31 protein-coding genes and 1 pseudogene are annotated in these 24693 nt (G+C 73.0%); 15 read left to right on the forward strand and 17 right to left on the reverse strand.

Features of this window, described 5'->3' with window-relative positions; translation table 11 throughout:
* The first annotated feature begins 3 nt into the window (after positions 1 to 3).
* Together FJK98_RS02535 and FJK98_RS02540 are read left to right on the forward strand one after the other, a co-directional pair.
* Positions 4 to 240: a hypothetical protein gene (locus tag FJK98_RS02535; protein WP_145917571.1), complete on the forward strand. Its 237-nt coding sequence runs from the start codon at positions 4 to 6 to the stop codon at positions 238 to 240.
* Between the two features lies 1 nt (position 241).
* Positions 242 to 472 (forward strand): holin, encoded by a 231-nt coding sequence (locus FJK98_RS02540; RefSeq protein WP_145917572.1) that lies wholly within the window; start codon positions 242 to 244, stop codon positions 470 to 472.
* An 85-nt stretch (positions 473 to 557) separates the two neighbouring features.
* Here FJK98_RS02540 and FJK98_RS34495 read toward each other — a convergent pair whose 3' ends face one another.
* From FJK98_RS34495 to FJK98_RS33040, 4 genes are all read right to left on the reverse strand, one after another.
* The gene (locus FJK98_RS34495; RefSeq protein ID WP_255470111.1) at positions 558 to 692 is read right to left on the reverse strand and encodes a hypothetical protein; all 135 of its coding nucleotides are present in this window, start codon (positions 690 to 692) and stop codon (positions 558 to 560) included.
* A 324-nt stretch (positions 693 to 1016) separates the two neighbouring features.
* Positions 1017 to 1268, reverse strand: a complete 252-nt coding sequence (locus tag FJK98_RS02545) for a hypothetical protein (protein ID WP_145917573.1) — start codon at positions 1266 to 1268, stop codon at positions 1017 to 1019.
* The gene (locus FJK98_RS02550; protein ID WP_145917574.1) at positions 1265 to 1465 is read right to left on the reverse strand and encodes a hypothetical protein; all 201 of its coding nucleotides are present in this window, start codon (positions 1463 to 1465) and stop codon (positions 1265 to 1267) included. The genes FJK98_RS02545 and FJK98_RS02550 overlap by 4 nt, the downstream gene beginning before the upstream one ends.
* Positions 1462 to 1605: a hypothetical protein gene (locus tag FJK98_RS33040; protein ID WP_168222371.1), complete on the reverse strand. Its 144-nt coding sequence runs from the start codon at positions 1603 to 1605 to the stop codon at positions 1462 to 1464. Before FJK98_RS33040 ends, FJK98_RS02550 begins: the two co-directional genes overlap by 4 nt.
* Positions 1606 to 1777: 172 nt before the next feature.
* Between FJK98_RS33040 and FJK98_RS02555 the strand changes: the two genes are divergently transcribed.
* Both FJK98_RS02555 and FJK98_RS02560 read left to right on the forward strand, forming a co-directional pair.
* Entirely contained in the window at positions 1778 to 1990 is a 213-nt protein-coding gene (locus FJK98_RS02555) for a winged helix-turn-helix domain-containing protein (protein WP_240762571.1), read from the forward strand.
* 177 nt (positions 1991 to 2167) lie between these two features.
* Positions 2168 to 2662 carry a hypothetical protein gene (locus tag FJK98_RS02560; RefSeq protein ID WP_145917576.1) on the forward strand — a complete coding sequence of 165 codons (495 nt, stop codon included), beginning with the start codon at positions 2168 to 2170 and terminating at the stop codon, positions 2660 to 2662.
* 223 nt (positions 2663 to 2885) lie between these two features.
* On the opposite strand, the gene FJK98_RS02565 is transcribed toward FJK98_RS02560, so the two are convergent.
* Positions 2886 to 3248, reverse strand: coding sequence for a hypothetical protein (locus FJK98_RS02565; RefSeq protein WP_145917577.1), 363 nt, complete (start codon positions 3246 to 3248; stop codon positions 2886 to 2888).
* Between the two features lie 56 nt (positions 3249 to 3304).
* The gene (locus tag FJK98_RS02570) at positions 3305 to 3850 is read right to left on the reverse strand and encodes an SRPBCC family protein (protein ID WP_145917578.1); all 546 of its coding nucleotides are present in this window, start codon (positions 3848 to 3850) and stop codon (positions 3305 to 3307) included.
* A gap of 130 nt (positions 3851 to 3980) precedes the next feature.
* Here FJK98_RS02570 and FJK98_RS02575 point away from each other — a divergent pair, with 130 nt between their 5' ends.
* From FJK98_RS02575 to FJK98_RS02580, 3 genes are all read left to right on the forward strand, one after another.
* Complete coding sequence (locus tag FJK98_RS02575; RefSeq protein WP_145917579.1) at positions 3981 to 4625, forward strand: TetR/AcrR family transcriptional regulator; 645 nt, start codon at positions 3981 to 3983, stop codon at positions 4623 to 4625.
* Between the two features lie 125 nt (positions 4626 to 4750).
* Positions 4751 to 4903 (forward strand): hypothetical protein, encoded by a 153-nt coding sequence (locus tag FJK98_RS33045; protein WP_168222372.1) that lies wholly within the window; start codon positions 4751 to 4753, stop codon positions 4901 to 4903.
* A 73-nt stretch (positions 4904 to 4976) separates the two neighbouring features.
* Entirely contained in the window at positions 4977 to 5564 is a 588-nt protein-coding gene (locus FJK98_RS02580; RefSeq protein WP_370516987.1) for an HAD family hydrolase, read from the forward strand.
* A 22-nt stretch (positions 5565 to 5586) separates the two neighbouring features.
* Here FJK98_RS02580 and FJK98_RS02585 read toward each other — a convergent pair whose 3' ends face one another.
* Positions 5587 to 6207: a pyridoxamine 5'-phosphate oxidase family protein gene (locus tag FJK98_RS02585; protein ID WP_145917580.1), complete on the reverse strand. Its 621-nt coding sequence runs from the start codon at positions 6205 to 6207 to the stop codon at positions 5587 to 5589.
* Between the two features lie 149 nt (positions 6208 to 6356).
* Here FJK98_RS02585 and FJK98_RS02590 point away from each other — a divergent pair, with 149 nt between their 5' ends.
* The 3 genes from FJK98_RS02590 to FJK98_RS02600 are packed head-to-tail and all read left to right on the forward strand — an operon-like array spanning position 6357 to position 8535.
* Complete coding sequence (locus FJK98_RS02590) at positions 6357 to 6863, forward strand: DUF2231 domain-containing protein (RefSeq protein WP_145917581.1); 507 nt, start codon at positions 6357 to 6359, stop codon at positions 6861 to 6863.
* A gap of 50 nt (positions 6864 to 6913) precedes the next feature.
* Complete coding sequence (locus tag FJK98_RS02595) at positions 6914 to 7399, forward strand: Hsp20/alpha crystallin family protein (protein ID WP_145922531.1); 486 nt, start codon at positions 6914 to 6916, stop codon at positions 7397 to 7399.
* 8 nt (positions 7400 to 7407) lie between these two features.
* Positions 7408 to 8535 carry a glycosyltransferase family 9 protein gene (locus FJK98_RS02600; RefSeq protein ID WP_145917582.1) on the forward strand — a complete coding sequence of 376 codons (1128 nt, stop codon included), beginning with the start codon at positions 7408 to 7410 and terminating at the stop codon, positions 8533 to 8535.
* Positions 8536 to 8678: 143 nt separating this feature from the next.
* Here the strand turns inward: FJK98_RS02600 and FJK98_RS02605 are convergent, their stop codons facing one another.
* Positions 8679 to 9551, reverse strand: coding sequence for a glycosyltransferase family 2 protein (locus FJK98_RS02605; RefSeq protein ID WP_145917583.1), 873 nt, complete (start codon positions 9549 to 9551; stop codon positions 8679 to 8681).
* A complete protein-coding gene (rfaE2, locus tag FJK98_RS02610) occupies positions 9548 to 11437 on the reverse strand; it encodes a D-glycero-beta-D-manno-heptose 1-phosphate adenylyltransferase (RefSeq protein ID WP_205789362.1) in 1890 nt (629 codons plus the stop codon). The genes FJK98_RS02605 and rfaE2 overlap by 4 nt, the downstream gene beginning before the upstream one ends.
* Before the next feature lie 124 nt (positions 11438 to 11561).
* Here rfaE2 and FJK98_RS02615 point away from each other — a divergent pair, with 124 nt between their 5' ends.
* Together FJK98_RS02615 and FJK98_RS02620 are read left to right on the forward strand one after the other, a co-directional pair.
* Positions 11562 to 12110 carry a type 1 glutamine amidotransferase domain-containing protein gene (locus tag FJK98_RS02615; protein ID WP_145917584.1) on the forward strand — a complete coding sequence of 183 codons (549 nt, stop codon included), beginning with the start codon at positions 11562 to 11564 and terminating at the stop codon, positions 12108 to 12110.
* Positions 12111 to 12232: 122 nt separating this feature from the next.
* Positions 12233 to 13906 (forward strand): MDR family MFS transporter, encoded by a 1674-nt coding sequence (locus FJK98_RS02620; RefSeq protein WP_145917585.1) that lies wholly within the window; start codon positions 12233 to 12235, stop codon positions 13904 to 13906.
* A 215-nt stretch (positions 13907 to 14121) separates the two neighbouring features.
* Here the strand turns inward: FJK98_RS02620 and FJK98_RS02625 are convergent, their stop codons facing one another.
* Positions 14122 to 14613 (reverse strand): NUDIX domain-containing protein, encoded by a 492-nt coding sequence (locus FJK98_RS02625; protein WP_145917586.1) that lies wholly within the window; start codon positions 14611 to 14613, stop codon positions 14122 to 14124.
* 99 nt (positions 14614 to 14712) lie between these two features.
* Between FJK98_RS02625 and FJK98_RS02630 the strand changes: the two are divergent.
* Positions 14713 to 16346: pseudogene (locus FJK98_RS02630) on the forward strand (fatty acid--CoA ligase).
* 180 nt (positions 16347 to 16526) lie between these two features.
* Here FJK98_RS02630 and FJK98_RS02635 read toward each other — a convergent pair.
* Genes FJK98_RS02635 through FJK98_RS02650 form a run of 4 tightly spaced genes read right to left on the reverse strand, consistent with a single transcriptional unit; the run spans position 16527 to position 19662 of the window.
* A complete protein-coding gene (locus FJK98_RS02635; RefSeq protein WP_145917587.1) occupies positions 16527 to 17540 on the reverse strand; it encodes an NADPH:quinone reductase in 1014 nt (337 codons plus the stop codon).
* Between the two features lie 9 nt (positions 17541 to 17549).
* Complete coding sequence (locus FJK98_RS02640) at positions 17550 to 18686, reverse strand: glutathione-independent formaldehyde dehydrogenase (RefSeq protein WP_145917588.1); 1137 nt, start codon at positions 18684 to 18686, stop codon at positions 17550 to 17552.
* A 41-nt stretch (positions 18687 to 18727) separates the two neighbouring features.
* Positions 18728 to 19384 carry an HAD family phosphatase gene (locus FJK98_RS02645; protein ID WP_145917589.1) on the reverse strand — a complete coding sequence of 219 codons (657 nt, stop codon included), beginning with the start codon at positions 19382 to 19384 and terminating at the stop codon, positions 18728 to 18730.
* A 53-nt stretch (positions 19385 to 19437) separates the two neighbouring features.
* Complete coding sequence (locus FJK98_RS02650; protein WP_145917590.1) at positions 19438 to 19662, reverse strand: AlpA family transcriptional regulator; 225 nt, start codon at positions 19660 to 19662, stop codon at positions 19438 to 19440.
* A 203-nt stretch (positions 19663 to 19865) separates the two neighbouring features.
* On the opposite strand from FJK98_RS02650, the gene FJK98_RS33050 reads away from it, so the two are divergent.
* A complete protein-coding gene (locus FJK98_RS33050) occupies positions 19866 to 20036 on the forward strand; it encodes a hypothetical protein (RefSeq protein WP_168222373.1) in 171 nt (56 codons plus the stop codon).
* Between the two features lie 71 nt (positions 20037 to 20107).
* Here the strand turns inward: FJK98_RS33050 and FJK98_RS02655 are convergent, their stop codons facing one another.
* Positions 20108 to 20299 (reverse strand): hypothetical protein, encoded by a 192-nt coding sequence (locus tag FJK98_RS02655; RefSeq protein ID WP_145917591.1) that lies wholly within the window; start codon positions 20297 to 20299, stop codon positions 20108 to 20110.
* Between the two features lie 421 nt (positions 20300 to 20720).
* Between FJK98_RS02655 and FJK98_RS02660 the strand changes: the two genes are divergently transcribed.
* Positions 20721 to 20993, forward strand: coding sequence for a hypothetical protein (locus tag FJK98_RS02660; protein WP_145917592.1), 273 nt, complete (start codon positions 20721 to 20723; stop codon positions 20991 to 20993).
* A gap of 2 nt (positions 20994 to 20995) precedes the next feature.
* Here FJK98_RS02660 and FJK98_RS02665 read toward each other — a convergent pair whose 3' ends face one another.
* Positions 20996 to 22783, reverse strand: coding sequence for an ABC transporter ATP-binding protein (locus tag FJK98_RS02665; RefSeq protein ID WP_145917593.1), 1788 nt, complete (start codon positions 22781 to 22783; stop codon positions 20996 to 20998).
* A gap of 4 nt (positions 22784 to 22787) precedes the next feature.
* A complete protein-coding gene (locus tag FJK98_RS02670) occupies positions 22788 to 24692 on the reverse strand; it encodes an ABC transporter ATP-binding protein (RefSeq protein ID WP_145917594.1) in 1905 nt (634 codons plus the stop codon).
* Position 24693: the final 1 nt, after the last annotated feature.

A 24693-nucleotide genomic window follows, 5' to 3' on the forward strand; every position in this document is an offset into this window, starting at 1 on the left:
CCCATGCCCATCAGGGCCAAGTTCCGCTGTAACTCCGTCGAGTTCCGGGGCGACCCGACCGACGAGGCCACCTCACGCAGCTACAAGCTGACGGCGGTCTACGACACCAGCACCCCGGAGAACGAGCGGTTCACCAAGGCCACCCCCTGGGGTGAGCTGACCATCGCCGTCGACAACCCGGCCGCCCGGTTCGAGGTCGGCGCGACCTACTACCTCGACTTCACCCCCACGGAGGACTGACGTGTTCACCACGAAGTTCTGGAAGGCCGCCGCCGAGCGGGCCGGCAAGAGCGCCGCGCAGGCGCTGCTGATCCTCTGGGGAGGTGACGCCGTCTTCTCCGCCTGGGACGCCGACTGGACCACGGCCGGCGGCGTCGCGGCCGGCGCGGCGGTGCTGTCCCTGCTGACCTCGGTGGTGTCGGCGGGTGCCGGTGAGCCGGACTCGCCGAGCCTGGTGCCCAACGAGCGGTAGGCATCTCCAACACCGAACGCCCCCGTCTGGCCTTGCGGCCGGGCGGGGGCGTTTCGTCGTCAGCGGGCCCGCAGTGCGTCCCGGTTCAGGTGAGGCCGAGCTGCACGAAGTCCTTGGATAAGGCCAACGACAGCGCGCCACGCTCGGCTCCGGTCGGGTGGGAGAGCTTCGTCCGTCCGGGCAGGACTGCCGGGCCGGCATTGCCGGTCGTCCGTGGCACGGAGTACGAAGGAGTCGGGCGTAGGCCCGTCGGTTTCTCCGATCGGCCGGCCGGTCTGCGTTCCGCGTTCAGGTGCGCGCCCTGGGAAGCCCGCAGCTTGGACACCAGGTGCGATCCCTCGTTACGTTGCGGAACGAGAAGGACGCACTCGAAGCGCCCCCGCCCCTGCCCCGTTGGGGCGGGGGCGTTTCGTCGTGGGGGCGGCTGGTCCGGCGGCGCAGCCGGGTCGACTGCAGGCGCACCACCCGCCGGTGACGGACAGCTCGCGCTCACCCGCGCACTGGTGCGGCAGGTCGAGCACGCCCGGGGCGCAGCCGAGGCAGATCACCGGTCGGCGGCGTCCCGCAGCGTGTCGGGTGGGACGGCGACGCGGATGCACCACGGCTCCGGGCAGGCCACCGACTCCCACCGGCAGTCGAGGCCGTGAGCGTGGACCCAGACCAGGCCGAGCGGGTGCGTCTCCGCCACCTCGACCAGGCGCAGGTCCACGTACATGCTGCCGATCGTGCCGAGGTGGGTGACCCACTCGCCGGGGCGTAGGGATACCCGGGTGCCGGGGGCGATGGTCGCGGTCACCAGCTGGCCACCAGCTCGCGGAGCGCGGCCCGGTCGGCGCGGTGCCGGTCGATGATGTCGACCGCCCAGTCGTGCTGGTCGCATCCGTCGCCGTCGCACTCCCGGCAGCCGGGTCCGCCGTCGCGGTGGGCGTCGACGACGGCGTGGGCGACCTGGACGACGTCGTCGACGTGCAGGGGTTCGACGATGCGGCTCACCAGATGTCCCGCCTGTCGGCGGGTTCGATGGCCCAGCTGCCGGTGTGGGTGCCGTAGAGGGTGGCGGGCCCGGTGGCGTCCAGGGGTGCTGGCGGGCGGCGGAAGTGCTGCCGGATGGTGCGGATGAGTGCGCGGATCATGATCCCTCCGGGGGATGACGGATGATCACCGTTCAGTCGCTCTCTGCACCCTACCTGCCCTACCTGCCCCACGTAGGTAGGTTGCAGAGATCATTGCGTGCCCGACTGTCCACATGCTGCGATTCCCGGCGTACCCGCCCACGGAAATGAGCACATGGCCGCCGTCCGCCGCATGACCTACGCCCAGATCGCCGCCGACCTGGCCGGTCGCATCACCCGTGGCGAGTACCCGCCGCACACGAAGTTGCCCAGCGTGCGGGAGCTGGCGGAGCTGTACTCGGTGTCGCCGGCCACGATCGACAAGGTGCACGTGTTGCTCCGTACGCAAGGCTTGACGTACGGGATTCCCGGCGGAGGGGTGTTCGTCGAAGGGCCGGAATCCTGAGCGGATCATCCGCGAGCGCGTTACATGTCGTTCACATTGATTGCGCCATGAGTGAGTCCGGACATCGAAGGATTGCCTGAGCAGCGGTGACTCGGCGCACACTCCCTCGCTATGACCGAACAAGTGGGGATAGAGACGCGGCCCACCAGGCCGCGGACCGAGCTCGGCTATCTCGTGATGGCCACTGTGGCGGGCACCCTCGCCGCTGTCCTCTTCGCCGTCGACCACCTCGCCCGAATCGAGGTGGCGATGGGTACTTACCCCCTGCTGGGCAGCCTGGTCTGCGTCGGTGGGTGCGGTTGGCTGGTCCGCTCCGGTGACAGCCGGCGGCGGAGGGACCTGAACGACGGCCTGGTCGAGCTGCTGGGAATGCAGGCTCAGGCGCGTGAGCAGCTCCGTGCGGAACTGGCGCAGCTGACGATGCAGATCGAGGCGTTGCGTCGTCAGATGCGCCAGCCGATGGGGCGGGCTGCGGGGGTCTGCTCACCGGTCGGGCACATGTACGTGTCGGGGGCTGCCGCTGCGGCGACGGACAACAGCCCCGACACGGTGACCCGGCTGCCGGACCCGGAGTCGTTGGGCGCGGCGCGGCGGTTGGCTCGGGCGTTGTTCGAGGCGGAGCGCCGTCGCGGTGAGGACAATCCTGAGGACACGCAGAACATGCGAAGGTGACGGAACGGGGCTTCACGTTAGCCGTAACAGCAGGTCAGTGAATATGCGTTCGCATCCGTGCCGAATACCGCCGTGCACTCGTAATGCGTAGGTCGACGGTTCGATTCCGTCAGGCGGCTCGATGAGAAAGCCCAGGTCAAGTGACCTGGGCTTTCCTGTTTCGACCTGGAACGGGGCCATCCGGGCGGCCTGCCCCCGTCGCTGCGGGCGAGACCCCGCCCGGTCACCGGGTGCTGCGGCGTCCGCGTAGCGCGTGGTAGGCGACCGCGAGGGCGATGCCGAGGACGACGATGACGACCTCGTGCGCCGGGTGGAGGTTCTTCGACAGGCTGGGGGCGCGGTCCGGGCCGATCGCCCAGAGCGCCAGTCCCGCCGCGTAGGCCGCGCCGAGCGCGCCGGCCCACCACCGCAGCGGGCGGAGGGCGTCGTTGCGCAGCACGGCGACCAGTGTGATCGCCACCGGGACGACGGCCACCATGGCGAACTGGACGGCGACGAGGACGGCGGCCGTCCAGGCGCTGATGACGAGGGGTCGTGAGCGGGGCAGCACGCCCGGGGGCGTGAGCGTCGTCGGTGCGGGGGACATGGCGGGTTCCTTCCGGTACGGGGGGCCGGCAGCGGGGTCGGGTGGCCGCCCCGGGTTCAGGGGCGGGCGGCCTGGTCGGCGTGCTCGGCGGTGGCCTTGAGGTCGGCCAGCCACGCCTCCAGTCCGTAGCCGAGGTAGGTGGTGGAGGTCGCCACGTCCGCCTCCACCTGGGCGCCGGTCCAGGTCTCCTCGGTGCGCACCAGCACCCCGCCGGTGACCTCGGTGAAGGTCCAGACGTGGACGCCGTTGTCGATGTGCAGGCCGTCGCCGACTCCCGGGCCGGCCCAGCGGAGGCACCGGTAGGGCGTCAGGTGCGCGACGGTCGAGGTGATGGTCAGCGTCGTGGCCGGGGTCATCGGGGTCTCCGGGACGGGGGTGGTCCAGCGGAACGCCGACCCTGCGCGCAGTTCGCCGTCGTCGAGGCGGGTGACGGTGGTGACCGGCGCCTGCCAGGAGGGCCAGTTCCCGACGTCGGTCTGGAGGTGCCAGACGGTGTGCAGCGACGCGTCGATCAGCGTCTCGGCGCGGTACCGGATCCGGGCCGTCGGGTCGACGCCCTGCCCGTCGCAGGTGATCACCGGCTGGTTCGCGGTCGATGCCATCTGTCTCCACCTCTTTCATGTATGCGACTGCCTGTCGCCGTCATTAGAGGCTATAACTAAGATGAGATTCGGTCAATAGCGATAGTGATACCCTGTAACTGGCGTGAGCGTGATGACGGAAGGACGGTCCATGGGTGCCGACGTGACCGGTCCGCGCGAGCGGTACCGGGCCCAGGTGCGGGCGGAGATCAAGCAGCGGGCCTGGGAACAGCTCGCCACGACCGGGGTGTCGGCGCTGTCGCTCAAGGCGATCGCCGAGCACCTGGGAATGAGCGGCCCGGCGCTCTACCGGTACTTCGCCAGTCGGGACGAGCTGATCACCGCACTGATCCGCGACGCGTACCGCAGCCTCGCCGACGCCCTCCGCACGGCCGCCGACGCCGGGGCGGACGTCGCCGGGCTGGCTCGTGCCGTACGGGCCTGGGCCCTGGACGATCCCCAGCGCTACCTGCTGATCTGGGGCACGCCCGTACCCGGCTACCACGCCCCCGACGACACCACCGCGTTCTCGGCCGAGATCATGGCGACGGTCGTCGACGCCTACCGCAGGCGCGACGTCCCGCCCTCGGGGCGACGGATCGAGGCCCACCTCGACGACCATCGGGGCTGGGTCGGGGACCCGACCGTGCCTGCCGCGACGCTGCGGCAGGCGCTGGCCTTCTGGACCCGGGTGCACGGCGTCCTGTCGCTCGAACTCGCCGGCCACTTCGCCGGCATGGGGTTCGACCCGGCGCTGCTGTTCGACGACGAGATCGACGACCTCCTCGGCCGCTGAGCGCCGGGTCGGGACGCGCCGCCGGCCCCCTCCCGCCACCGCGACGGCACCGGTCGATGCCCGTTGTCCGGTACGGCTAAGGTCAGCAGTCGGCTACCGTACGCATACGAGGATGGGACCCCTCGATGAGATGTGCCTTCTGTGGCCGGTGGTGGCCGTTGCCCTGGGCGTGCGGCCGGTGCCGGCGTGACCGCCGCCGGATGCGCCGCGACTACCTACGCCGCGCCGCCCCGCAGGACGCGCTGCGCGACCTGACCCGCACCGACCCGGACCGCTGACCGGCCACCACGCCGTCCGGCGGGAGCCGGCACGGGCGAAGGGGCACGGTCCCGCCGTGGCTATCCTGGGCCCGTGCTGCCCCTGCCGCCCGGCGACTTCCGGGCCTACCTGTTCGACTGCGACGGCACCATCGTCGACTCCATGCCGGTGCACCACCTGGCCTGGCGGGCGGCGCTCGACGAGTGGGGCTGCGACCTGCCGGAGGACCTCTTCTACGCCTGGGGCGGCCGGCCGGTGGCCGACATCGTCGTCGACCTCAACGCGCGGCACGGGCTGGCCATGCCGGTCGACGTGGTGGCCCGGCGCCGGGAGGACGCCTACCAGAGCTTCCTGCCGCAGCTCACCGCCGTGCCGGGGGTGCTGGCACACATCGAACGGGCACACCGGCAGGTGCCGTTCGCCGTGGTCTCCGGCAGCACCCGGGAATCGGTGACCGCCTCGCTGACCGCGCTCGACCTGCTCGACCGGTTCGACGTGCTGGTCTGCGCGGAGGACTACGCACGGGCCAAGCCGAACCCGGAGTGCTACCTGCTGGCGGCCCGGCTGCTCGACGTACCGCCGGAGCGGTGCCTGGTGTTCGAGGACACCGACCTGGGGGTCGCGGCGGCGACGGCGGCGGGCATGGCCTCGGTCCGGGTCCCGCCGCCCTGGCAACGCTGAACCGCCGCCGGGCCGGGGGCCGTCACCCCCGGTAGAGCTTCTCCGCGTACGTCGGGCCGTAGTAGTGCTCCAGGTCGGCCAGGCTCTCGGTCAGCGTCTCCACCTCCTTGGCCAGCCGGGCCCGCGACGGCAGCGCGTCCGGCTGCCAGGTTTCCGGCTGCCACAGCGCGGACCGCATGAACGCCTTCCCGCAGTGGTAGAAGATCTGCTCGACGGCCACCTCGACGGCGAGCACCGGCCGGTGCCCCTGGACCAGCATGTCGTCGAAGTAGGGCGCGTCGCGCACCAGTTTCGCCCGGCCGTTGATCCGCAGGGTGTCCGTCCGGCCCGGGATCAGGAAGATCAGCCCGACGTGCGGGTTGTCGAGGATGTTGCGGTAGCCGTCGGCCCGCCGGTTGCCCGGCCGCTCCGGAACGGCGATCGTCCGGTCGTCGAGCACCAGCGCGAAGCCGGCCGGGTCACCCTTGGGCGAGACGTCGCAGCTACCGTCCGCGCCGGCCGTGGCGACCAGGCAGAACGGCGAGGCGGCCAGCCACTGCCGGTCCCGCTCGTGCAGCACGGTGCGTTCCTTGGCCGCCGCCCGGGGCATCGGTGCCCCCAGCAGCGCGCGTAGCTCCTCGTGCGAGGTGATCTCCGCCGTCACGTCCGCCTCCCCCGTCCGTTGGTCCCGGTGGCGGGCGGTGGCACACCGGCCGCCGTACGTCAGCCTAGGCGGGCGTGGCGAGCGGGTCTGCCCCCGACGACGGCGGGTACCGGCTCGTCCCGCCCCCGACGACGCAGTGGAGGGCCGCCATGGAGAGCCGACTGAAGGTGCTCGGGCACCCGGTGCACCCGATGCTGGTGATGTTCCCGGTGGCGTTGCTGGTCACCGGCACCCTCTTCGACATCGTGGACACGGTCGGCGGGCCCGACTTCCTCGCCGAGGTGGCGTACTGGAACATCACCGTCGGCCTGGTCGGTGGCCTGCTGGCCGCGGGGGCCGGCGCGTTCGACCTGCTGGCCATCCCGGCCGGCACCCGGGCCAAGCGGGTGGCGCTCACCCACGCGGCGGCGAACGTCGCGGTGATCCTGCTCTTCACGGCCGTCTGGGCGGTCCGGTTGAACGCCGACTCCCGGGCGGCCGGCGGCGCGCTGATCGCCATCGAGGTGGTCGGCCTGGCCATTCTCGGGGTCAGCGCCTGGCTCGGCGGGGAACTGGTCGACCGGCTGGGGGTCGGGGTCGACTCGGACGCCGGCCTGGACGCCCCCAGCTCGCTGCGGCCCACCGCCGCCCGCCGGCCGATGGGAGAGGTGCGGTGAGCGAGCAGCCGGGCCGGGGCCGGCGCGACCGCCAGCAGGGCTGGGACCCGATGGGTGAACTCCAGGCGCTGCGTGCCGAGCTGAGCCGGCTGGTCGGCGGCCGGGGCGCGTCGCCCGACGTCGAGCTGACCGAGGTCGCCGACGGCTGGCAGGTGGTCGTCCGGCTGCCCGGGGTGGCGCCGGAGGAGGTCGCCGTCGAGCTGGACGACCGGGAACTCTGCGTCCGGGCCCGGTCCGAAGCCGAGGTCAACGCCGACCAGGGCATTCCCGGCGGGTTCGAGACCCGGGGTTTCGAGTACCGGTTGAACCTGCCGTCCCGGGTCGACCCCGACGCCATCGACGCGGTGATGGACCACGGCCTGCTCCGGGTGCACCTTCCCCGGGCGGCCCGGCCCGCGCCGCGCACCATCACCGTCGGCCGTACCGGCTACCCGCCCGGCCCCACCCGCAGCGGTACGCCCACCGGCGTGGACCCGGCGGCGGACCGGGAACTGCACCGTCCGGGCACCGCCGCCGACCCGCTCGACCGGCCGTAGGGACCCCGGTGGACAGCCCCGCCCTGGGTGGCCCGCTGGGGGAGCGGGTGCCCGACGTGGCCCGGATCGCCGTGCTGCGGGCCAACGCGCTCGGCGACCTCGTCTTCCTGCTGCCCGCCCTGGACTCGCTGCGGGCGGCGTACCCGGCGGCGGAGATCGTGCTGTTCGGCGCGCCGTGGCACGGGGCGTTCTGGCGGGACCGGCCCGGCCCGGTCGACCGGGTGCTGGTCGTCCCGCCGGCCCCCGGCATCCGCGAGCCCGGCCCCGACGAGCGGCCCGGGTCGCTCGACGACTTCCTGGCCGCCGCCGCCCGGGAGGGCTACGACCTGGCGTTGCAGGTGCACGGCGGCGGGGCCAACTCCAACCCGATCATGAGCCGGCTGGGTGCCCGGGTCACCGCCGGGTTGCGCGCCGAGGACGCCCCACCGCTGGACCGCTGGCTCCGCTACGTCTACTACCAGCCCGAGGTGACCCGCTACCTGGAGGTGGTGGGCCTGGTCGGGGCGGACGCGGTCACCGTCGTACCGAAGCTCGCGGTGACCGACGCGGACCGGGCACAGGCGCGGGCGGTGCTGGGCGAACCGGACCGGCCCCGGGTGGCGCTGCACCCCGGGGCGACCGACACCCGGCGGCGCTGGCCGGCGCGACGGTTCGCCGAGGTGGCCCGGGCGCTGCACGACGACGGGTACGAGGTGCTGGTCACCGGCACCCCCACCGAGCGGGCGGTGGTGGACGAGGTGGTCGCGGCGGCCGGGGTGCCGGTCCGTCCCCAGGTCGGCACGCTCAGCCTCGGCGGGTTGGCCGCCGCGTACGCCGGCTGCGCTCTGGTGGTCTCCAACGACACCGGCCCGCTGCACCTGGCCGGCGCGGTGGGGGCCCCGACGGTGGGCGTCTACTGGGTCGGCAACATGATCAACGGGGCGACGCCGTTGCGCGCCCGGCACCGCCCGATCGCCGCCTGGACGACGCGCTGCCCGGTCTGCGGGGTCGACTGCACGCCCGGGATCTATCCGCACCGGCCCGGCGACGGCAACTGCCCGCACCGGGATTCGTTCGTCGCCGACGTGCCGGTGGCCGAGGTGCTCGAAGCCGCCGCCGACCTGCTCCGCCCCGAACCGGGTAGCGCCGCCGGCTGACGGCCCGGCCGGGCAGTGCCCCCGGTCGACGGCCCCGGCCGGGCAGGGCCGGTCGACGGCCCCGGCCGGGGCGACCCTGGCGCGGCCGGCGGCCGGAGCCGGCCGTGCGGATGGCCGTCGTCTGCGGCACCGCCGGGCACGGATCAGGCCGGCTGAGGGGTGTCGGCGGAGACGACCTGCCACGCCTCGACGTCACGGTCGGTGACCGTGGTCGGTGACTCCAGGTGGTACGCGCCGCTGGGCAGCACGCCCGCGCCGCCGTACCGGGCCAGCACCGCGAGCTGGGCGGCGACGTCCTCGCCCTGGTGGTTCTCCGGCACCCGCCGCCAGAACTCGAAGCCGCCCGCGTCGACAAGCGCCGCCCGGTCGTAGAGCACGCAACCGCCGATCCAGGAGACCTTGTACGCCCGCCACGCCCCCGCCGGCAGGCCCAGCTTCTGCTGGACGTGCAGCAGGTTCGCGGCCGGGTGGATGGCGGCCCGCTGCCACTGCGGGGTGTCGGGGCGGACCCGTTCCGGCACCACCGGACCGTCCCACTCCTCGTAGTGCCCGTGCGTCTCGGGGCGGACGTCGTCGGCGTACGACAGGCCGTGCACGGCGTTGCCGACGAACCCGCAGCCCAGCTCCCCGATCGCGGTGACCAGCCGGTCCAGGGTGCCCGGTTCGAGCCAGACGTCGTCGTCGAGGCAGAGCACGTACCGGGCCACCGACCGGTCCAGCAGGTACGCCCGGTGCTCGGCCAGCCCGCGCCGGGGCAGCCGGCGGGTGAGCAGCACCGGGTGCCCCCGGTGGCGCAACGCCCGGACCATGGTGGCCGCCGCCGGGTGCGCGTACGCCGGGCCGTGGTCGGACTGGTCGCTGACGACCACCCCGAAGTCGGGGACCTCGACCTGGGCGGCCAGCCCGGCCAGGGTGACCGCCAGTTCGGCCGGCCGGTTGCGGGTGGGGATCAGCACGTCGAGCCGACGGGGTCGGCGGAACTCCCCGGCCGAGCCGAGGTCGAGCGGTCGGTTCACGTGGTCCTGCCCAGGTGTTCGGGGGTCGGGGTCGGGGCGGCCGGGGTGGGGTCCGGGTCGGGTGCCGGCGGCGGACCGGCGTCGGGTCGTACCGGATCGGCCGGCGCGTCGACGGCGGTGGCCGGGCCGATGGCGGCCTGGGCGCGGATCCGGTCGATGATCGCCGAGGTGGACCGGTCCGGCACGTAGCCGAGGGTGCGCACCTGACCGCCGAGCCGGCGCACCAGGGGCGCCTCCGGGACCATCTCCGGCGGGTAGTCGCCGCCCTTGACATACACGTCGGGGCGGACCGCCTCGATCAGGTCGGCCGGCGAGTCCTCCTCGAAGACCACCACGTGGTCCACGCAGGACAGCGCGGCGAGCAGGGCGATCCGGTCCTCCACGGGGTTGACCGGCCGGTCGGGGCCCTTGAGCCGGCGGACGCTGGAGTCGGAGTTGACCGCCACCACCAGCAGGTCGCCGAGCGCGCGGGCCTGCTCCAGGTAGCGCACGTGACCCGGGTGCAGCACGTCGAAGCAGCCGTTGGTGAACACCACGGACCGGCCGGCCCGCCGGTGGTCGGCGACGATCGCGTCCAGCTCGCCGGTGCCGACGAGCGTCGGATGGGTGCCGCCGCCGGACGTGCCGCCGAGCGCGTCGAGCAGGTCCTCCCGGCGGCACACGCAGGTGCCGGTGTCGGAGACGGTGATGGTGGCGGCGAGCTGGGCCAGCTGGGCGGCGGTGGGCAGCGGCGCCCCGGCGGCCAGCGCGAGGGTCATCGCCGCCAGGTACGCGTCGCCCGCGCCCACGGCGTGACTGGCCGGGACGGGGGTGCTGTGGCTGCGCCGGGGCGCGCCGTCCGGGCCGCCGACGATGGCGCCCTCGGTGTCCAGGGTCACCGCGACCACGTCCGCGCCGGTGTGCGCCCGCAGCTCGGCCAGCCGCGCCTGGGCCAGCCCGGCCCGGTCGACCCCCTCGCCGACGGTGGCGTTGACGGTCACCCCGGCCCCGGTCACGCTCAACCCGTCCCCGGTCATCGCGACCCGCCCCTCACCCGGGGTCGGTTCCCCGGTCGGGCCGGTCGGCGCCCGGCCGACCCCGCCCGGGGCGGTGCCCACGACCAGCTCCGACGGCCCGTCCGCCGGGTCGTTCGGCGGGTGGTCCAGGTGCAGGCCGGTGCCGCCGGTACGGGTCGGGGCGGGCGGCGCGCCGAAGCCGGCGGCGGCGCGGGCCAGCAGCCGGGTCGCCTCGGCGAAACTGGGGGTGACCACCGTCGGGTTCAGCCCCCGCCAGTCGGCGAGGTCGTGGGCGTCCAGGGCGACGGTGGCGTACCGGTAGCGGTGGGCGACCAGCCAGGCGCGTACCGGGGCGGGCAGCGCGCCGAGGCCGTAGTCGCAGACCACCAGCGTGGGCGCGACCCCGCCGGCCACCGCCCGCAGCTCCTCGGTGGCGCAGCTCAGGGCGGTGAGCAGCCGGCCGACCCCGTCGTCGTCGAGCGGGTCGTCCGGGTCGCCGGAGTCCTCGCGGAGCAGGATCTGGTTGCCGGCGAGCATCCGGCGTTTCACCGGCGTCGGCCGGTGCGGTTCGCTGACCGTACGGTCCCAGACGCCGGCCCGGTCCAGGCAGTCGTGCAGCTCGTCGCCGGCCACGTCCGCGCCGACCGGGGCGACGAGCAGGGCCCGCCCGCCGAGGGTGGCGATGTTGACCGCCGTGTTCGCGGCCCCACCGGCGGCGGTGATCCGTCGGCGCAGGGTGAGGATCGGCGCGGGGGCCTCCCGGCACAGCCGCTCCGACTCGGCGAAGCGCCACTCGTCGAGCATGGCGTCGCCGACGACGAGGACGGCGCGTTCCCGCCAGCTCTCCACGACGGTGGCGAGCCGGCGCTGTTCCGCTGCTGCTCCTGCCATGCCCACCGGGGTCCCCCGGCCTGACCTGGCCAAACCCGCCGCCGTCTACCCGTGGCCGGGGTCGGTGTTTCGGGGCCTGTGCCCCGGGAACCGACCAGAGGTATCCGGAGAGGGGAAAACCGACATGGCAGCCACGACATTGCAGGGCAAGCGGATCGCGTTCCTCGCCACCGACGGCGTGGAGGAGGTCGAGTACGTGCAGCCGCGTGAGGCGGTCGAGAAGGCGGGCGCGACCGCCGAGCTGGTGTCGCTCAAGCCCGGCACCATCCAGGCCTTCAACCACCTGGACCAGGGCAGGACGTACGACGTGGCGGTGACGGCGGCCGACGCGGACGCCGACGGCTACGACGCGTTGGTGCTGCCCGGTGGGGTGGCCAACCCGGACTTCCTGCGTACCGACCCGGACGCGGTCCGGTTCGTGAAGGCGTTCTTCACCGCCGGCAAGCCGGTCGGGGTGATCTGCCACGGCCCGTGGACCCTGGTCGAGGCGGGTGTGGTGGCGGGCCGCCGGATCACCAGCTGGCCGAGCCTGCGTACCGACCTGACCAACGCCGGCGCGAGCTGGGTCGACGAGCGGGTGGTGACCGACGGCAACCTGGTCAGCAGCCGCAAGCCCGACGACCTGCCGGCGTTCTGCGCGGCGATCGTCGACCGGTTCGCCGACGGCGACTGAGCCGTACCCCGACGGGCATGTCGGTCCCTGGTGGCCCGCGTGCCCGTCGGTGCCGGGCGGGTCCGCGGGCAGGTTTCCCCGGTGGGCAGGCATGTTCGCGGGGGAGCGGGAAAGAAGGCGGGATGACCGCCCAGACCCACGGCCAGCCGGTGCTCCAGGCCCGCCAGCTCCGCCTGTTGATGTTCGGCCTGATGACCGGCATGCTGCTGGCCGCGCTGGACCAGACCATCGTCGGTACGGCGTTGCCCACCATCGTCGGCGAGTTGGGCGGGATCGACCACTACTCGTGGGTGGTGACCGCCTACCTGCTCGCCTCGACCGCCTCCACCCCGCTCTACGGCAAGATGGCCGACCTGTACGGCCGCCGCCCGGTCTTCCTCTTCTCGATCGGCACGTTCCTGCTCGGCTCGCTGCTGGCCGGGCTGTCGCAGGACATGACCCAGCTGATCGTCACCCGGGGCGTGCAGGGCATCGGCGCGGGTGGCCTGATGACGTTGGCGTTCACCATCATCTCGGACGTGGTGTCGCCCCGGGAGCGTGGTCGCTACCAGGGGCTGTTCGGGGCGGTCTTCGGCGTCTCCTCGGTGGCCGGGCCGCTGGTCGGCGGCTACTTCGCCGAGACCAACTGGCGGTGGATCTTCTATTTGAACGTGCCGCTGGCGCTGCTGGCGATCGTGGTCTGCTACCACGTGCTGCGGTTGATCCCGTTCGAGCGGCGGGAGCACACCGTCGACTGGCTGGGCGCGGCGCTGCTGGTCGCCGGGGTGAGCGCGCTGCTGCTGGCGCTGAGCTGGGGCGGCAACTCGTACGCCTGGGGGTCGGCGACGATCATCGGGCTGTTCGTGGCGGGCGCGGTGCTCGGGGTGGCGTTCGTGCTCCAGGAGGCCCGGGTCACCGAGCCGATCCTGCCGCTGGGGCTGTTCCGCTCGGCGACGTTCGCGCTGGCCAACTCGGCCGGTTTCGTGCTCGGTCTGGTGATGTTCGGGTCGATCATCTTCATCCCGCTCTACCTCCAGATCGTCAAGGGCGCCTCACCCACCCGCAGCGGTCTGCTGATGCTGCCGATGATGGCCGGGATCATCGTCACCTCGATCGTGACCGGCCGGGCGATGAGCCGGATCGGCCGGTACAAGTGGTTCCCGGTGGCCGGTTCGGTGGTGCTGGTCGCCGGCATGCTGCTGTTCACCCGGCTCCAGGTGGACAGCTCGCTCTGGGCGGCGTTCGGCTACATGGTGGTCATCGGCGTCGGGCTGGGCCTGTGCATGCAGTCGCTCATCCTCGGCGTGCAGAACGCGGTGGACGTGCGGAACCTGGGCGCGGCGACCTCCTCGGCGACGTTCTTCCGGTCGCTGGGCGGCTCGTTCGGGGTGGCCATCCTGGGTGCGGTGCTCTCCACCCGGCTCGCCGGCGGGCTCGCCGACCGGCTTCCCGGTGCGATCGCCCAGCTCCCGCCCGAGCAGCGGGCGGCGGTGGCGGGCGGCGGCACGAACATCTCGATCAACGACCCGGCGACGATCCTGGCCCTGCCCGGTCCGGTCCGGGCGGCCATCCAGGCGTCCTTCGTCGAGTCGCTGCACCTGGTGTTCCTGACCACCGGCCTGATCGCGCTGCTCGCCGTGCTGGTCACCCTGGCCCTGCCGAACGACCAGCTCCGGGGTGCCGGCCCGCAGGGCGCGACCGGCGGCACCGACCCGCTCGGCGGCCCGGCCCCCGCCCCCGGCGGCAAGCCCCTGACCAGGGAGTCCAAGGAGGAAGCCGCCGCCGACCTCAACGCCAAATCCCAAACCATGCTCTGACCCGCGCCCCACCCGGCCCCGCCCCGCGTGGCCCGCCCTGTCCCGCCCCGCCCCGGTGATCAAGAAGTTTGCGTCAGAAATCGCGCGGAGGCTGACGTGAACCTCTTGATCACCGGGGCGAAAATGGGCACCAACTGGGCGAAACGGGCATCGCTGGGGTGAGGCGAGATGGGGCCTCAGCGGGGAAGCCGGCCAGGGTCAGCGGGGACCGGGGGCTACTTGAGGATGAGGCGGTTGGTCTGGGTGAAGACGTCGAGGTCGGCGAGGGTTTCCGGGACCGAGAGGGAGAGCGGGGCGGGGAACTCGTGCGGGTGCAGGAACGCTGCGTCGGTCGTCTCGTCGGTGACCCGGGCCAGCTCGCCGTCCCACTCGTCGACCCGGAACGCGGTGGTGAAGATCTGGTAGGTGTGGCCGTACATGTTGGTGTGGGTGCGGTCGGGGCCGGTGTAGAGGGCGAAGGCGCTGACCCGCAGGGCGCGCAGCCCGGTTTCCTCGCGTACCTCGCGCACCGCGCAGTCGGCGATCGACTCGCCGAGTTCCATCGCGCCCGCCGGGAGTGCCCACTGGCCGTTGTCCGAGCGGCGGATCAGCAGCACCCGCCCGTCGTCGTCGCGCACCACGGCCCGGGCGCCGACGAACATCAGCGTCCGGTCACCGGCCAGGGCGCGTAGCTGTCCCACGTACGAGTCGGCCCAGGAGATACTCACCCGGACAATCTACGCACCGGTCCGAGGATGGTCCGGCGTTCCGGGGGTTCCCAACGTGTGACCGGCGACACTAGCTTGTCACCCATGCGTAGCACGATGATGGACGCCCCGCTCCAGGTCGCCCGGATCCTCGAACACGGTGTCACCGTGCACGGCACGGCCGAGGTGGTCACCTGGACCGGGGCCGAGCCGCGCCGGTTGTCGTACGCCGAGGTGGGGCGGGTGGCGGCCCGGCTGGCCCACGCGCTGCGCGACGAGTGCGGGGTGACCGGCGACGAGCGGGTCGCCACCTTCATGTGGAACAACACCGAGCACCTGGTGGCGTACTTCGCGGTGCCGAGCATGGGCGCGGTGCTGCACACCCTGAACATCCGGCTCTTTCCCGACCAGGTCGCCTACATCGCCAACCACGCGCAGGACCGGGTGGTGCTGGTCGACTCGACGTTGATCCCGCTGCTGGCCCGGGTGCTCGGCGAGCTGACCACGGTGCGGCACGTGGTGGTGGTCGGCGGGGGCGACCCCGGGCCGCTGCGGGCGGTCGCCGGTGACCGGGTCACCTTCCACCACTGGGACGACCTGCTGGCCGGCCGGCCCGAGCACTACGACTGGCCCGAGGTCGACGAGCGGGACGCCGCCGCGCTCTGCTACACCTCCGGCACCACCGGCCACCCCAAGGGCGTCGCCTACTCGCACCGGTCGATCTACCTGCACTCGTTGCAGGTGTGCCTGCCGGAGGGCTTCGGGCTCGGGCCGGGTGACCGGGAGCTGGCCATCGTGCCGATGTTCCACGCGATGTCCTGGGGGCTGCCGTACGCGGCGTTCCTCTCCGGCGCGTCGCTGATCATGCCGGACCGGTTCCTCCAGGCCGCGCCGATCGCCGAGATGATCGCCGCCGAGCGGCCCACCCTGGCCGGTGCGGTGCCGACCATCTGGAACGACCTGCTGGCCCACCTGGACGCCCACGAGGTGGACACCTCGTCGCTCAAGGAGGTGATCGTCGGCGGTTCGGCCTGCCCGCCCGCGTTGATGCACGCGTTCGCCGAGCGGCACGGCATCGAGGTGATCCACGCCTGGGGGATGACCGAGATGTCCCCGCTGGGGTCGGTGTCCCGCGCTCCGGCCGGGGCGACCGGCGACGACGCCTGGCGGTACCGCTACACGCAGGGGCGGGTGCCGGCCGGGGTGGCCGCCCGGATCGTCGGCCCGCTGGGCGAGCCGCTGCCCGCCGACGGGGCGTCCGTGGGGGAGTTGGAGGTACGTGGCCCGTGGGTGACCGCCCGGTACGTCGGCGACGACGCCCCCGACCCGGAGAAGTTCCGCGACGGCTGGCTGCGTACCGGTGACGTGGGCACGCTCTCGCCGGACGGGTTCATCACCCTCACCGACCGGGCCAAGGACGTGATCAAATCCGGTGGGGAGTGGATCTCCTCGGTGGAGCTGGAGAACGCGTTGATGGCCCACCCGGACGTGCAGGAGGCCTGCGTGGTGGGGGTGCCCGACCAGCGGTGGGGTGAGCGTCCACTGGCCACCGTGGTGGTGCGGGAGGGCGCGTCGACCAGTGTGGAGCAGCTCCGTGCGTTCCTCGCCGGTTCGGTGGCACACTGGCAGCTGCCGGAGCGCTGGGCGGTCATCGACGCGGTGCCAAGACCAGCGTGGGCAAGTTCGACAAGAAGGTGGTGCGTTCGCGGTACGCCGACGGCGACCTGGAGGTACGGGAGCTGGCGGGGCCGTAACACTTTTCGGCGCTCCGTCGCCGATAGGGGTAGGGACGTCACTCCTGAAACATCCCTCCCCACGGGGCGGCCCCGGCGTTCGCACCGCGCCGGGGCCGCCCTTCCTCGCGGGTGACCCGCCATGTCATTGTTGCGAGAATTGCTCGCGTCTGTCCGGGCGATTGCGAAATGTCCTCGGAACTACTGCCCGGCGGTGTCGATCAGCACCTTCCCCACCACCGCGTCCTCCACCGCCCGGTGCGCGTCGGCGGCCTGTGCCAACGGGAAACGGTGCAGCGGCAGGCCGGCCTCGCCGCCCACCCGTACCGCCCCCTGGGCGACCGCCGCCGCCACGTCGGTCACCGCCTGCGCCTTGGCCGCCTTCGGCGCCGTGTAGACCAGCACGAACTGCCAACGGGCGTTCGGGGCCATCAACGGCCGGATCGGCGGGGTCACCTCGCCGCCCCCGTCGTCGGCGTAGACGCAGACCGCCCCACCGGGACGCAGCAACTGCACGTCGGTGGCCGCGTTGCGGGCCGCGGAGACCTCCACGACGGTGTGCACCCCGTCGGGCGAGATCTTGCGGACCTCCTCGACCACGTCCTGCTCCCGGTAGTCGACCACGAAGGACGCCCCGGCCGCCGCCGCCAGTTGCGCCTTCTCCGGGCTGCTCACCGTTGCGATCACACAGGCGTCTCCCCAGCGGGCCAACTGGATCGCCGCGTTGCCGACCGCGCCCGCCCCACCCTGCACCAGCACCACATGGTCGCTGAGCGCCCCGGCGTGCAGGGCGTCCGGCATGTACTCCCCGACGGTCAGGCAGCGGTGCGCGGTGAGGAACGGGATGCCCAGGCAGGCGCCCAGCTCGAAGGAGGCGTCCCCCAGCGGCACCACCTGCCGGACCGGCACCACCGTGTACTCGGCGGCCGTACCCCACGGGCGCTGCCAGGCGGCCTCCCAGACCCACACCCGTTCCCCGGTCAGACCCCGGTCGACCCCCGCGCCGACCGCCTCCACCACGCCCGCCCCGTCCTGCCCCGGGGTCTGCCAGCCGACCGGCAACGGCTGCTGCCGCCGGCTCTTCCAGTCCGTCGGGTTCACCCCGGACACCGCCAGCCGGACCAGCACCTCCCCCGGGCCCGGCTCGGGCACCGGCCGGTCGACCAACCGGAGCACCGACGGGTCACCGGTGCGTTCGTACACGATCGTCTGCATGCCGTCTCCTCAGGCCGCCGGTTTGAGCACCACCTTCGAGTAGCCCGCCTCGCGGCGGTCGAAACGCTGGTACGCGTCCGGCGCCGCGTCCAACGGCAACTCCTTGCTCACCACGAAGCTCGGCGTGGCCCGCCCCGCCGTGATCAGGTTCCGCAGGTACTCGTTGTAGGTCTTCACGTTGGCCTGCCCGGTGCCCATCCGCAGACCCTTCTCGAACAGCTTGCCCACCTTGAACAGCAGCTCACCCTTGCCGGAGTGCTCGTCCGGCGCACCCGGGTCGTTGGCCAGATAGAGGCCGACCACGCCGATCGCGCCGGTGGCCCGGACCACCTCGACCAGGCTGTTCAGCACCGCCGCCGGCTGCTCCGCGCCACCCTCCCCGGTGGCCTGGTAGCCGACCGCGTCCACTCCGTGGTCGGTGCCCACCCCGTCGGTCCGGTCGAGGATCTGGGCGACCGGGTCCCCGGCCGAGAGGTCGATCGGGGTCGCCCCGATCGACCCGGCCAACCGCAGCCGGTCCGGCACCCGGTCCACCAGGAACACCTCGGCGGCGCCCATCAGGAGCGCCGAGTACGCGGCCATCAGCCCGACCGGCCCACCACCCATCACGGTGATGTTCTCGCCCGGCCGCAACCCGGTCATCGCCACCCCGTGGTAGCCGGTGGGGAAGATGTCGGCGAGCATCGCGTAGTCGTTCTCGTGCTCGGTGCCGGGCGGCAGTTGCAGGCAGTTGAAGTCGGCGTACGGCACCCGTAGGTACTCGGCCTGCCCGCCCCGGTACGGCCCCATCGCCACGTAGCCGTACGCGCCACCGGCGAAGCCGGGGTTGACGGTGAGACAGAAGCCGGTCTTCTGCTCCCGGCAGTTGCGGCAGAACCCGCACGCCACGTTGAACGGCATCGACACCCGGTCGCCGACCTTGATCCGCCGTACCCCCGTGCCGGCCTCGACGACGGTGCCCATGTTCTCGTGGCCGAAGACGATGCCCGGCTCGGCGAGCGTGCGCCCCTCGTACATGTGCAGGTCCGAGCCGCAGATCGCGGTCGTGGTGATCTGCACGACGACGTCGTCGGGGTGCTCGATGCGCGGGTCCTCGACCTGGTCGACCGTCACCTCGTGCGGCCCCTGGTAAACCACAGCTCTCATGGGTCCGACGCTAGGCGGCCCGGCCGGGTCGCGGAGGCGGTTCAGCCGAGCCGGTCCACCACCTCCGGGGTGAGGTCGTGCACCGAGGAGAGCACCGTCGCGGCCAGCTCCGCCGCGTCCGGGTCCAGCGGGTACGACCCGTGCGGCACCGCGACCACCCGCATCCCGGCGGCGGCGGCCGAGCGGACCCCGTTGGAGGAGTCCTCCACGGCGGCGCACCGGGCCGGGTCGACCCCGAGCCGCTCGGCGACGGCCAGGTACACGTCGGGCGCGGGCTTGCCCCGGGCGGTCCGCTCGGTCGACAGGGTCACCCGGAACTCGGCGGCGAGGTCCGCGGCGGTCAGCGCCGCCGCGATCAGCCGGGTCGGCGAGGAACTGGCCAACCCCAGCGGCCACCGCGCGGCCAGCCGGCGCACCACCAGGTCGGCGTCGTCGATCAGCGGTACGCGCACCGCGTACCGCCGGGCCATCTCCTCGACCACGTCGACGGCGACCTGCTCGGCGCTGCGGTCGACGCCCAGCTCACCGCTGAGGTACTCGGCCCACTCGCCGGTGCTCATCCCCATCAGCCGCCGCTGGGTGTCGGGCTGCCAGGTGCCGCCCCGCGCCGCCACGTACGCCCGGCGCACCTCCTCCCAGACCGGCTCCGAGTCCACGATCACGCCGTCCAGGTCGAACACCACCGCATCCACCGTCACCCCGCCATCCTCCCCGACCCCGCCCGTCGGTCTTGTGGTGGCCCCTGGTGGGGTCAGCCCTGCTCGTCCTCGTCGGCTGGCGGCTTGGGGCGGCGGTAGTCCCTGATGTAAGCCTCAACGTCCGACCGCAGCCAGATCGCGCCGGCCTGCAGGATCTGGAACGGGCGCGGGAAGTACGGCTGCAAGATGATCTGCCTGAACCGCGACCGGCTCACGCCGAGCATGTCCATGATCTCGCCCGGACCAACGAGCGGTCCCGGAACCTCCGGCTCACCCATGCGCACGACGGTAGACACGAGCTTTCCTACCCAAGTCGGTGCGGCATAAGCGGCCTGCCTGTAGGCATCTACGTCTACAGGTCTACCTGTATTGACAGGTCGGCACCCTGCGGTGTGGAATCGGTGACGCGGGACCCCCGCCCTGGTGGAGCTGGGCTCGGCGGGGCGGGGTGCCGCAGTGGCCCGAGCCCTGGGAGGCGACCGTGACGCGCGAGGTGCCGTTGCTGGTGGAGCTGGCGTGGTGCTGCCTGGAGTGCCACCGCTACGAACGGTGCGAGAAGTGCACCGACAGCGGCTTCTGCCCGGCGCTGGAGGCCGCCCGCACTCGGATCAGGGCGTGGCGCAGGTACCGCATCGTGTTCGGATGGCGCTGATGGGGGTGCCACTGCCTGCGGCTCGCCAGCCTTGCCAGGTTCGTACGGAGAGCGTGGTAGCCCCGGCGGGGTCAGTCCTCGGCGGCGGGGCTGGGGCGGTTCGTGGCGATCCAGGCCCGGACGGTCTTGCCATCCCAGACCCGGCCCATTTTCAAGGTGACGAGGGGATCGGGGAATCCCTTGCGGCCCACGATGATCGTGGCGCGCTGCTTGCTGATCCCGCCGAGCAGGTCGCGGATCTCATCCAGCCCAAGCAACTCCACGATCTGACGGTATGGTCTGAAGGACTTGCACAAGGCAATAGTGGGACAGGCAACCCTTTGAGGGGTTGCCCTCGTACAACTCCTTCTGCTGTGGTGGACCGATGACGAACCACGGACCCGTTCTGCCTGCCTGGACGTGTGCCGGGTGTGAATCGCCCTGGCCGCTGTTCGTCAACCAGCGCTGCCTCGCCGATCATGGAGTTGTGGTGGGTAACAAAACGCCCGTAAAACCCCCAAAATCGGCACCACAACTCCATGATCGCCAAGCGGGCCCACCCCGCTCCCCGATCGGGCACTTCCTGTCCCTGGTTGACCAGCCGCCCACGGCGTTAGCGCAACGGTGTTGCGACCGCCCTCCGGTGTCCCTCGCCCTCTACCTGGGCGGGCCGTGAGTCGTGACCGGGCAGCTAAGGGACCTGCGATGACCACACTCCGCGCAGGTGACCTGGTTCAGGTGGGCCGGGCCGCCAGCGTGCAGTTCGTCAAGCCCATCCGGTGCCGGGTCATCCGGGTGCTGGACTGGATCACCTACGACGGGTGGTGCTGGCTCGACGTCTACCAACTGGACGACAAGGGTGACGCGGTGGCCCGACGGTCGATCTTCGTACGGCCGGCGGGGTTGGTCGTCCACCGACGGACCGCCACCGTACCGGTCGGGCGACAGCGGCGGCCCAGCTCGAAGGTACGGCCATGAACTCAGCGGTAGGCTGCGGCCTGGGTGCCGTAGAGGGTGGCGTACACGCCGCCGAGGCGGATCAACTCGTCGTGGGTGCCCACCTCGCGTACCCCGCCGTCGCCGATCACGATGATCAGGTCTGCGGTGCGGACCGTCGAGAACCGGTGCGACACGAACACCGTCACCCCACCGCTGTCGGCGGCGACCCGGGCCGCCCCGTCGGCGTACCTGGCGAACAACCGGTGTTCGGCCTCGGCGTCCAGCGCCGACGCCGGCTCGTCCAGCACCATCAGCAGCGGGGCGTCGCGCATCATCGCCCGGCCGAGCGCCAACTGCTGCCACTGCCCGCCGGAGGCGTCCACCCCGCCGTCGGCGTGGCTGCGCCCCAGCCGGGTGTCCAGCCCGTACGGCAGCCGGTCGGCGACCTCGCTGTGCGCGCGGGCCAGACCGGTGCGGACCGCGTCGTCGTCGGTGGCCCGGGGCAGGTCCCCGATGCCGACCGCCAGCCGGGCGGTCAGCTCCGGCCGCGCGTAGTCCTGGAACGCGGCGGTGGTCCGCGCCCGCCAGGCGGCCAGGTCGAGGTGCCGCAGGTCGACCCCGTCGACCAGGATCGCGCCCCGGTCGGGTTCGTAGAACCGGTTGAGCAGCTTGACCAGGGTGGTCTTGCCCGCGCCGTTCTCGCCCACGACCGCCACGGTGCTGCCGGCGGGCAGCAGCAGGTCGACGTCGCACAGCACCGGTTCCGCCGCGCCCGGGTAGGTGAAGGTCACCTGCCGCAGCCGGATGCCCTCCAGCAGGCGCGCGGGCGGGCGCAGCGGCGTGGCGGGCGCGTCGGGCGGGGTGACCGGCTGCGGCACCAGCTCACGCACCTCGTCCAGGCGTTGCAGGGAACGGCCACTGCGCGCCAACTGCTGCGTGATCGTCACGGCGGCAGCGACCTGCTGGTTGAGCTGCGAGGCGAGCATGATCGCCAACACCACGTCGCCGACGTCCGCCCGGCCGCGTACGGCGTCGCGGACGACCAGGACCAGGGCGGCGACGTACCCGAGGGCGAACACGGCCTGCCCGGCGGCCCGCCACAACCCGGCGGCCAGCTCGCCGCGCCAGAGCCGGGCGGTGGCGCGCTGCCAGTGCGTGGCGTAACGCTGCTGGAGATGCCCCACCAGGCCCAACAGGCGCAGCTCCTTGGCCGAGGCCGCGGTGGTGGTCAGCTCGAACAGGTGCCGGGCCTGCCGGGTGTCGACGACGCTGTCCGCGCGGGCCCGGTCGGCGGCGGCCTGCGCCCGGCGACCGGCCAGCACCGGCAGCGCGGCCAGCAGCGGCAGCACCACCAGCGCCGGATGGGTCAGCGTGAGCAACACGGTGGTCAGCAGCAGGCCGACCGCCAGCGACCCCCCGGTCAGCAGCGCCTGGAGGCCCTCGCCGATGCGTTGCAGCTCGTCCTGGGCCAACGCCATCCGGTCGGCGTGCTCGGGCCGCTCGTGGTGGTCCAGGTACGGCGTGCCGTTGCTGATCGCGATGAGCTGCTCGTCGGTGCTGAGCACGTTGAGCTCGGACACCTCGAAGTACCCGATGTGCGCGAAGTGCGCGCAGGTCAGAGCGGCGATCGCGGCCACCGCGACGGCCAGCCCCGCCCAGGCCGCCGCCCCGGACCGACCGGCCGCCGCCGCGTTCGTGAGGTGTTTGAGCGCCACCGCGCTCGCCGGCACCGCCACCGCGTTGCCCACCATCAACGCCAGCGCCACGGCCATCTTGCGCCGGTCCTGCCGCCACGACAGCCGCAACAGCCCGGTGATCGCCCGCATCATCGCCTCAGCCCACCCGCTGCGCCAGCGGCCCGGCGCCCTCGTCGGTGTCCCGGTCGGCCCCGTCGTCGGCGAACCGCTCCGCCTGGAGGGTGAACATCGCCGCGTACCGGCCGCCCGCCGCCATGAGCTCGTCGTGGCTGCCCTGCTCGACGACCCGCCCCCCGTCGAGCAGGACGATCCGGTCGGCCAGCCGGACGCTGGACAGCCGGTGCGAGATGAGCACCGTCGTGCGGCCCCGGGTCAGCTCGGCGAACCGGGCGAAGAACTCGGCCTCGGCCCGCACGTCCAGCGCCGCCGTGGGCTCGTCCAACACCAGCACGCTGCTGCCGTGGTAGAGCGCGAACAGGGCACGGGCGATGGCGATGCGCTGCCACTGCCCGCCGGACAGGTCCACCCCGCCGTCGTACGCTCGCGACAGCAGCGTGTCCATGCCGTCCGGCAGCGCGTCGAGGGTGTCGAGCAGCCCCGCCGCCTCCGCCGCGCGGCGGATCCCGGCCCGGTCGTCGAGATGTTCCACCGCGCCGAACCCGATGTTGGCCGCCACCGACAGTTCGTAGCGGACGAAGTCCTGGAACACCACGGCGATCCGCCGCTGCCAGTCCCGGGCCGGCAGGTCGGCGAGGTCGACACCGTCGGCGCGCACCGTACCGGCATCCGGCGAGTAGAGCCGGGCCAGCAGTTTCACCAGGGTCGTCTTGCCCGCGCCGTTCACCCCGACCAGGGCGGTGCAGCGTCCGGCGGGGATGTGCAGGTCCAGGCCGTCCACCACCGGCGTGGCCCCACCCGGGTAGCCGAAGCGCACCCCGGCGAAGTCGATGGCCGGGGCGGTGGTGGCGGGTGGCCCGGCACCGCCCCGGTCGGCGGGTTCCGGGTAGCGGGCCATCGCCTGCTCGAACGCGGTGATGGCGGTCTCGGCGTTCATGCCGTACTGGGTCTGGGTGTCGGAGTCCGGGTAGAACTCGCCCAGCCGGATCAGGGCCAGCACCGCCTGCAACACCAGCGCCAGCGCGGCCAGGTCGTACGCCCCGTCGGCGGCGCGGACCCCGGCCAGCGCCAGCACCGCCGCCACGCCGACCAGCCCCACCGCCGTGTACGCCAGGTAGGGCCGCAGGTAGATCCGGCGGCGCTCGGCCCACACCGGGGCCAGGGCCCGGCGGTAGACCTGCCGGTAGCGTTCGGTCAGCCAGCCGGTGAGCCCGAAGACCCGCAGCTCCTTGGCGGCGGCCGGGCCCATCGCCAGCCCCCGCAGGTAGCGGCTCTCCCGGCGCAGGGCCGCCACGTCCCGGATGACCCGGGCGTAGCGGCGCAGCCCGCCGCGCTGGCCGTGCCGGAACAGCAGCACCACCGCCAGCATGACCAGCGCCGCCCACGGCCCCAGCACCACCGCGACCACCACCGTGAACCCGGCGACCTGGGTGTACGGCCCGACGAGGGCGATCAGCCCGGCGTAGGCCGCACCCGGGGTGCGGAACGCGAACCGCAGCTCGTGCCCGGCCTCGCCCAGCTCGTCCAGCACCGCCGGGTCCTCCAGCGGGGTGATCTCCCGGGTCGACAGCGACGCCTGGATGAGCCGCCGGTACATGTGCCCGTCGACGCGGCGGCTGAGCTGCTCGGCGACGGCCTTCTGCGCCGCCTCCGCCAACTGCGCCGCGATCAGCGCCGCGCCCGCGACGGCCAGCGGCCACCACACCCCGGCCGGTCCGGCCGTGCCGTGCAGCACCGGGCCGATCCGGCCGACGGTGGTGCTGACGGCGATCGCGAAGACGACCGGCAGCACCCCCCGGGACACGCTGAGCGCCAGCGCGACGGCACTCCAACCGGCTCCGGCGGCGGGCCACTGCCGGGCGATGCGCAGCCGGGCGGCGGCGGCCTCACGCCACTGCCCGACGCCGGAGGGGGAGGCGGCCATC

Origin of the sequence: Micromonospora sp. HM134 (genome assembly GCF_007833915.1) — a bacterium.
Classification (GTDB): Bacteria; Actinomycetota; Actinomycetes; order Mycobacteriales; family Micromonosporaceae; genus Micromonospora; species Micromonospora wenchangensis.

Coding starts and splice junctions, on each gene's coding strand:
- FJK98_RS02640 (WP_145917588.1), bottom strand. CDS start 18,686: ATGAGAGCTGTGGTTTACCAGGGGCCGCACGAGGTGACGGTCGACCAG.
- FJK98_RS02535 (WP_145917571.1), top strand. CDS start 4: ATGCCCATCAGGGCCAAGTTCCGCTGTAACTCCGTCGAGTTCCGGGGC.
- FJK98_RS02620 (WP_145917585.1), top strand. CDS start 12,233: ATGACCGCCCAGACCCACGGCCAGCCGGTGCTCCAGGCCCGCCAGCTC.
- FJK98_RS02565 (WP_145917577.1), bottom strand. CDS start 3,248: ATGTCCCCCGCACCGACGACGCTCACGCCCCCGGGCGTGCTGCCCCGC.
- rfaE2 (WP_205789362.1), bottom strand. CDS start 11,437: ATGGCAGGAGCAGCAGCGGAACAGCGCCGGCTCGCCACCGTCGTGGAG.
- FJK98_RS02665 (WP_145917593.1), bottom strand. CDS start 22,783: ATGATGCGGGCGATCACCGGGCTGTTGCGGCTGTCGTGGCGGCAGGAC.
- FJK98_RS02590 (WP_145917581.1), top strand. CDS start 6,357: ATGGAGAGCCGACTGAAGGTGCTCGGGCACCCGGTGCACCCGATGCTG.
- FJK98_RS02670 (WP_145917594.1), bottom strand. CDS start 24,692: ATGGCCGCCTCCCCCTCCGGCGTCGGGCAGTGGCGTGAGGCCGCCGCC.
- FJK98_RS02660 (WP_145917592.1), top strand. CDS start 20,721: ATGACCACACTCCGCGCAGGTGACCTGGTTCAGGTGGGCCGGGCCGCC.
- FJK98_RS02635 (WP_145917587.1), bottom strand. CDS start 17,540: ATGCAGACGATCGTGTACGAACGCACCGGTGACCCGTCGGTGCTCCGG.
- FJK98_RS33045 (WP_168222372.1), top strand. CDS start 4,751: ATGAGATGTGCCTTCTGTGGCCGGTGGTGGCCGTTGCCCTGGGCGTGC.
- FJK98_RS33040 (WP_168222371.1), bottom strand. CDS start 1,605: ATGATCCGCGCACTCATCCGCACCATCCGGCAGCACTTCCGCCGCCCG.
- FJK98_RS02650 (WP_145917590.1), bottom strand. CDS start 19,662: ATGGGTGAGCCGGAGGTTCCGGGACCGCTCGTTGGTCCGGGCGAGATC.
- FJK98_RS02615 (WP_145917584.1), top strand. CDS start 11,562: ATGGCAGCCACGACATTGCAGGGCAAGCGGATCGCGTTCCTCGCCACC.
- FJK98_RS02595 (WP_145922531.1), top strand. CDS start 6,914: ATGGGTGAACTCCAGGCGCTGCGTGCCGAGCTGAGCCGGCTGGTCGGC.
- FJK98_RS02560 (WP_145917576.1), top strand. CDS start 2,168: ATGGCCACTGTGGCGGGCACCCTCGCCGCTGTCCTCTTCGCCGTCGAC.
- FJK98_RS02570 (WP_145917578.1), bottom strand. CDS start 3,850: ATGGCATCGACCGCGAACCAGCCGGTGATCACCTGCGACGGGCAGGGC.
- FJK98_RS02555 (WP_240762571.1), top strand. CDS start 1,778: ATGACCTACGCCCAGATCGCCGCCGACCTGGCCGGTCGCATCACCCGT.
- FJK98_RS02575 (WP_145917579.1), top strand. CDS start 3,981: ATGGGTGCCGACGTGACCGGTCCGCGCGAGCGGTACCGGGCCCAGGTG.